This is a genomic window from Sphingomonas sp. 3-13AW (assembly GCF_049311085.1).
Taxonomy (GTDB): Bacteria; Pseudomonadota; Alphaproteobacteria; order Sphingomonadales; family Sphingomonadaceae; genus Sphingomonas.
This window is the reverse complement of the sequence record NZ_JASNVZ010000027.1, coordinates 39,993-46,424: the sequence shown is the minus strand read 5'-3', so window position 1 is coordinate 46,424 and position 6,432 is coordinate 39,993. Positions and strand designations below refer to the sequence as shown.

The following is a 6,432-nucleotide window of genomic DNA, read 5'->3' as shown; positions in this document are numbered from 1 at the left end:
CTACCGTGCCGGACGGGGCGGGCGCGGGGGCCGGCTGCGCGTTCGGGAGCGGCGGCACGCCGAGTTCGTCCGCCGGGATGGTCAGGTTGCGGATGATGGTCGCAAGCGTGGTGTCCGTAGCGGCTGCCGCGGCGTTGCTGCTCGCGGGTGCCGGCGGCTTCGGCGCGGCCGTGGCGCGGGAGGATCGAGCCTCCGCGGCGCTGCGCGCTTCTTCTGCGGCGGCTGCGGCTGCGGCGCGCTGGGCGTCCGCAAGCCGGGCTGCCTCGGCCAGGCGCTGTGCCTCGGCCGCACGCGCGGCTTCGGACGCGCGCTGGACCTGCGCGACGCGTTCGGCCTCGGCACGGCGGCGCGCTTCGGCGAGCGCGGCATCCTGCGCCCGGCGTCGTGCTTCGGCCACGCGCGCGGCTTCCGCAAGGCTGGCGGCCTGGGCGACGCGCGCCGCCTCGGCAGCGCGGGCGGCCTCGATCTGGGCGAGGCGATCGGCCTCCGCCTTGCGCGCGGCGGCGAGCTCCGCCTCACGCTGGCGGGCTTCGGTCTCGCGACGGGCGGCCGCTGCGGCGGCGCGGCGTTCGCGGCCGGAAAGCTTCCGGGTGGGGGTGGCCTGAGTCGCCGCCGGAGCCGCCGCCACCTGAGCCGGGGCAACCGGTGCTTCGGTGCGCGGAGCGGGCGTCACCGGCGGGGCGAGCCGGGCATCGGCAATCCGGCCCGGCGTGCTGCCCAGCCGCCCGAAATGGACGGCAAAGGCGCGATCGGCCGGCGACAGCGACGGCAAACGGCGGAAGAACGGCGCGAGCTGCGTGCCGAACCCCGGCAGCATCGCCGCCGCGATGCGATCGGCGCCGGCGGCATCGCCCTGCATCGCCAGCACACAGGCATGGACGCGCCACGCCGCCCGGTCATTCTGCCGCAGCAGCGGGTCGAGCAGCTGGTTCGCCGCGCGCACGTCGCCGGTGATGCCCAGCGAAAGCGCGAGACGGCGGACGACCTCGTCGTCGCGCTCCGTCGCGAGCGCCAGGCGATAGTCGCGTTGCGCGTTGGTGGGGTAGCCGAGCAGGTCGTAGGCGAGACCGCGGTCGGCGGCGAAGTAGCTGGGCTGCAGCCCGCCACGTTCCGCCGCCTCGAACAGCCGCAGCGCCTCACCCGGGCGCTCCATCGTCAGCAGCGCGGAGGCGCGCCCGGCGAGCACGCGCGGGTCGCCGGGCCGGATCTTGTCGGCGCGGGCGAAGAACTGCACCGCCGCCTGGGGATCGCCAAGGCGGGTGCTCAGCCGGCCGGCCTCGATCAGTGCGGCAAGATCATTGGGGTTGGAAGCGAGGATCCGCATCTGCGCGGAAAGGCGATCCGCGTTCGGCGTCGCCTGCTGCACGATCGCTTGCGCCAAGGCAGGGTGCAGGAGGCCCTGCGCCAGTGCCGGTGAGGAGGCAGCGAACAGCGTTGCCAGCAACGCTCCGCGCCCGATGCTCGGAAAACGATTCATGGGTGCGGCCACCTTAGACGCGCAAACGGGAAACGGGAATTGCGCGCCGTGCACGGGGCGACCAGCCGAAGCTCCCGGCGGATGAACGGGAGGATGCATGGCCGGGCACCCCGAACGGGCGCCCGGCCATCGGCAACTTACTGGTTGTTCTGGCGATGCAGGAAGCGCGGGATGTCGAGCGGCTCCTTGGCGGTCTCGTCACCACGGGCAGGCGCACGGCCGGCATTGGCCATCCGCTCGAACAGCGTGCCACCCGGACGGCTGCGGCCGCCCTGGTCGTCGCCAGCCGCCTCGGTACCCGGCGTCAGCCAGCGGCGGCGTGCCTCAAAGCCCGGACGCGGCTCGTCGGCCGAGGGCTTGGCCGCGCCGGCCGGCGCTGCTGCCGGGGGGACCATCGTGTCGGCGCCGAGGACGAGCTCATCGCTGTCCTCTGCCGGCGGCTGGGGTGCGGGCGCGGGAGCGGCGGCCGGTTGTGCAGCGGCCGTGGGCAGCGGCGCAGGCGCGGGTGCTTCCGCTGCGGGCGCGGGTGCCGGTGCGGCAGCAACGGGTGCCTCCGTCGACTGCGGCTCGCCAGCCGGTGCACCGCCCGGACGACGGGTACCGCCGAACGAGAAGGACGTGCGCACCGGCTCGGCCGCGATCGCCGCCTGCTGCGCGGGGGAGCTCGCCTCTATGCCGGTCGCGACCACCGAGACGCGGATCTTGCCTTCCAGCTCCGGATTGAAGGCCGAACCCCAGATGATGTTGGCGTCGTCGTCGACCAGCTCGCGGATGTGGTTCGCGGCCTCGTCGACTTCGAGCAGGCGCATGTCGTCGCCGCCGGTGATCGAGACGATCACGCCCTTGGCGCCGTTCAGCGACACGCCGTCGAGCAGCGGGTTGGCAATCGCCTTCTGCGCGGCTTCGATCGCACGGCTGTCGCCCTCGGCCTCGCCGGTGCCCATCATCGCCTTGCCCATCTCCTGCATCACCGAGCGGACGTCGGCGAAGTCGAGGTTGATGAGGCCGGGCATGACCATCAGGTCAGTAATGCCGCGCACGCCCTGCTGCAGCACTTCGTCCGCCATTTCGAACGCCTGCTTGAAGGTCGTGTTGGCGTTGGCGATCAGGAACAGGTTCTGGTTCGGGATGACGATCAGGGTATCGACATACTTCTGAAGCTCCTCGATCCCGGCATCGGCCGAGCGGGCGCGCTTCTTGCCTTCGAACGAGAAGGGCTTCGTCACCACGCCGACGGTCAGGATGCCCATCTCACGCGCCGCCTTGGCGATCACCGGGGCTGCACCGGTGCCGGTGCCGCCGCCCATGCCGGCCGCGATGAAGCACATGTGGGCGCCCTGAAGCGCTTCCTGCACCTGCTCGATGGTTTCCTCGGCCGCGGCACGGCCGATCTCGGGCCGGCTGCCGGCACCCAGGCCCTGCGTGATCTTCACGCCCAGCTGGATGCGCTGCGGCGCGTCGGACTGCTTCAACGCCTGCGCGTCGGTATTGGCGACCAGGAACTCCACGCCCTGGACGTCGGCGCGGATCATGTTCGCGATGGCGTTGCCGCCCGCACCGCCGACACCGATCACCGAAATACGCGGCGTCAGATCGTCGAGGTCCGGCGGAAGAAATTCGATGCTCATTCCTGATCTCCCGAAGCGCGGCCGGCCCCTGGCCAGCGCTCACTTATGTAACTTGTTTTGCACCAACGGCTTGGGGTGGACTAGCCCCGATCGCCACCATCCGTAGCAAATCTTCAGTAGTTGGTCCGAAAGGCGGCCATCAGACGCTGCAACATCGCCATCGGACTGGGTCGAGTGACCACCTGATGGCTCGGTTGTATGGCCCGAAGGTCGACCGGATCGGACGCGGCGAACATGGCCAGGCCCGCGAGCGTCGCGAAACCCGGACCCGAATGCGCCTCCGGCAACGCGGTCAACCCGCGCGCACGACCGACGCGAACCGTGCGGCCAAGCGCCTGTTGCGCATAGTCCGCGATCCCCTTCAACTCCGCACCGCCGCCGGTCAGCACCACCTGCCGTCCGACCGGATCGTCGAAGTTGAGCTTGCGCAGCTCCTTCTGGATTTCCGCCATCAGCCGGTCGAGCCGCTGGCGGATCACCGCGATCAGCTGTGCCCGGGTGATCCGCGTCCCTTCCGCGTCCTCGTCGGGGCGGACCGGGGCCACGTCGATCATGTCGTGGTTGTCGCGCGGGCTCATGTTGGCGGAGCCGTAGAAGCATTTGAGACGCTCGGCCTGGCTGCGCCCGGTGCCGAAGGCGGAGGCGACGTCGTCGGTGATGTCGGCCGCGCCCATCGAGATGGACGCGAGGCCGGTCAGCACGCCGTTCGCGAACACCGACACGTTGGTGACGCCGGCGCCGATCTCGACCAGCGCGACGCCCAGCTCGCGCTCTTCCTCGGACAGACAGGCAAGGCCGGTCGCGACGGGCGCGGCGATGATCGACTTCACCTCAAGGTGCGCGGAGCGAACGCACAGGTCGAGGTTGCGGACCGGCGACCCCTCGGTGGCGACGACATGGATCTCCACGCCCAGCCGATCGGCATGGAGGCCCATCGGGTCGCGCACACCGCCCAGGCCGTCGAGCGAATAGCGCATCGGCTGCGCGTGCATCACCATCAGCGCGCCGGGGTCGATGGCGTTGCGCCCGGCCTTCAGCAGCGCATCCACGTCCGACTGTTCGACGCGATGGCCGCCCAGGTCGACCTCGAGCTTGACGATGTCGGACAGCAGCCCACCGGCCGAGAAGCTGACCCACACGTCCTCGATATTGAGGCCGGCGATGCGTTCGGCCTGCTCCACCGCCTCACGCACGGCGGTCTCGGTCGCCTTCATGTCGGCGATATAGCCGCGCTTGACGCCGCGGCTCTCACGCTGGCCCGTGCCCAGCACCACCAGCTCACCGCCGTCGCCCTTTTGGGCGATCAGCGCCGACACCTTCGACGACCCGATGTCGAGTGCGGTGATCAGTCCTTCCGGTGCTACCTTCGCCATCGCCCTGCCCCTTAAACGACGCCGTTGCTGCCGGCGTCGATGCTGCCCGTGTCGTTACCGCCCGTACCGGCGCCTGCGTCGGTCGCGTTGCCGGGCGTGCCGTCTTCCGTCGCCGGCGCCGCAGCGCCCGGTGCCATGCGCACCACCAGCTTGCTGGGATCGCGCAGGTCGAAGCGGCCATAGCCCTTGCCCAAAAGGCCCATGGTGCCGTCCATCTGGGCAAAGCGGACCAGCGCCTGCGCCGCCGCCTTCTCCCCTTCCGGCAGCACCAGCGTCTCGCCGGACTGGAACAGCAGGTCCCAGCGGCGATTGCCGACCCAGGTCGCCGCCTTGACCATCGGGCGCAGCGCCGGCGCGGCCGCGATCAGGCGCTGATAGGCGGGCTCCTGCGCATTCGCCCCCTCGCCGATCACCAGCGGCAGGCGCGGGATCGCGTGCGGCGGCACCTCGTCGAGCAGCACGCCCTTGTGGTCGATCAGCATCAGCTGGCCGTTGTTCTGCCACACCGCTGCGGGGTCGCGCTCGACCACGTCGATCACCAGCGTGTCGGGCAGGCGGCGGGAAACGCGCGCATCGGCGATCCAGCCATATTCGAGCAGCCGGTCGCGGGTGCCGTTCAGGTCCACCAGCGGCATCGCGCGCGAGCGCTGGTCGAGCGCGACCGCGTAGACGGAGTTCGCGTCCATGCGCTTGAGGCCGGTCACCTCGATCTGCGCGACCCGGAAGCCAAGGCTGCCGATGCCCTCTGCCATTGCGGTGCCGACCAGGCCGAAGACGCCGAGCCAGGCCGCAGTCGCAACGGCAGCGCCGCCGACGACGGCGGTGATGCCCCAGGCCGCGGCCTTGCGCACCGTCGCCTCGCCGCCCGGCACCCGGGCGACGGCGTGATCGAGGATCGAGGGCCGGCGCTGGCGCTTGGGTTGCGGCCGGCGCTTGGGCTTCACCGTGCGCGTGGGCGCGGCCCGCCTGGAACTTGCGCGGCTCATTCGGTCGCTCCATGGGTGAGGGCCTCGTCGACGATCCACTGCACCAGCTGCGGATAGGACATGCCGACCGCGCGCGCCTGTTCGGGCACGAGGCTGAGCGGGGTCATGCCGGGCTGGGTATTCACCTCCAGCAGGAACAGCCCCTCGACGCCCTGGCTGTCATCCCAGCGGAAATCCGATCGGGACGCGCCGCGACAACCGAGCCGCTGGTGCGCGGCAACCGCAATCGCCTTGCACGCCTCGGCAATGTCGTCAGGGATCTCGGCCGGGCAGACATGCTCGGTCAGGCCCTCGGTGTATTTCGCGTCGAAGTCGTAGAAGCCGGACTTGGGGCGAAGCTCCGTCACGGCGAGCGCGCGGTCGCCCAGCACCGCCGTGGTAAGCTCACGGCCGCGGATGAACGGCTCGGCGAGGAGCTCGTCGAATTCCTGCCACGGCCCGATCGCATCGCGCGCGATCGGGTTGCCGTAATTTCCTTCGTCCGTGACGATGGCGACGCCGACCGACGAGCCCTCGTTCACAGGCTTGAGCACATAGGGGCGCGGCAGCGGGTCGCGCTCGAACAGCTCCTCGGTGCGGACGATGCGGCCGCCGGGCATCGGGATGCCGTGCGGGACCAGCGCCTGCTTCGTCAGCTGCTTGTCGATCGCGATCACCGAGGTCGCGAGGCCCGAGTGGGTATAGGGCAGCCCCATCAGGTCGAGCATGCCCTGGACGGTGCCGTCCTCACCCGGCGAACCGTGCAGCGCGTTGAAGACGACGTCGGGCTTCGCCTCGGCAAGCCGCAGGGCGACGTCGCGGTCCATGTCGATCCGCGTGACCCGATGGCCGACCGATTCCAGCGCATCCGCAACGCCCGCGCCCGACATCAGCGAGACCGGGCGCTCGGACGACCAGCCGCCCATCAGCACGGCGATGTGAAGGCTAGGCTCGGTCACAGAAACACTCCCAGGCGCACGGCCCATCCA

Annotated in this window: 5 protein-coding genes; all 5 read right to left on the bottom strand. The window is 70.8% G+C overall.

All coding sequences use genetic code 11. The features are described from left to right. Positions 1-1,477 (bottom strand): tetratricopeptide repeat protein (locus tag QP045_RS18845; protein ID WP_422516547.1); only part of this gene is annotated, 1,477 nt, incomplete at its 3' end. Positions 1,478-1,614: 137 nt separating this feature from the next. Next, complete coding sequence (ftsZ, locus tag QP045_RS18840; RefSeq protein WP_422516546.1) at positions 1,615-3,105, bottom strand: cell division protein FtsZ; 1,491 nt, start codon at positions 3,103-3,105, stop codon at positions 1,615-1,617. Between the two features lie 113 nt (positions 3,106-3,218). Beyond that, a complete protein-coding gene (ftsA, locus tag QP045_RS18835) occupies positions 3,219-4,478 on the bottom strand; it encodes a cell division protein FtsA (RefSeq protein WP_422516545.1) in 1,260 nt (419 codons plus the stop codon). A gap of 11 nt (positions 4,479-4,489) precedes the next feature. Then, positions 4,490-5,464: a cell division protein FtsQ/DivIB gene (locus tag QP045_RS18830; RefSeq protein WP_422516544.1), complete on the bottom strand. Its 975-nt coding sequence runs from the start codon at positions 5,462-5,464 to the stop codon at positions 4,490-4,492. Beyond that, positions 5,461-6,402, bottom strand: coding sequence for a D-alanine--D-alanine ligase (locus QP045_RS18825; protein WP_422516543.1), 942 nt, complete (start codon positions 6,400-6,402; stop codon positions 5,461-5,463). Before QP045_RS18825 ends, QP045_RS18830 begins: the two co-directional genes overlap by 4 nt. Positions 6,403-6,432: the final 30 nt, after the last annotated feature.

Excerpts from the sequence above, each read along its gene's own strand:
- ftsZ (WP_422516546.1), bottom strand. The coding sequence starts at position 3,105 with ATGAGCATCGAATTTCTTCCGCCGGACCTCGACGATCTGACGCCGCGT.
- QP045_RS18830 (WP_422516544.1), bottom strand. The coding sequence starts at position 5,464 with ATGAGCCGCGCAAGTTCCAGGCGGGCCGCGCCCACGCGCACGGTGAAG.
- ftsA (WP_422516545.1), bottom strand. The coding sequence starts at position 4,478 with ATGGCGAAGGTAGCACCGGAAGGACTGATCACCGCACTCGACATCGGG.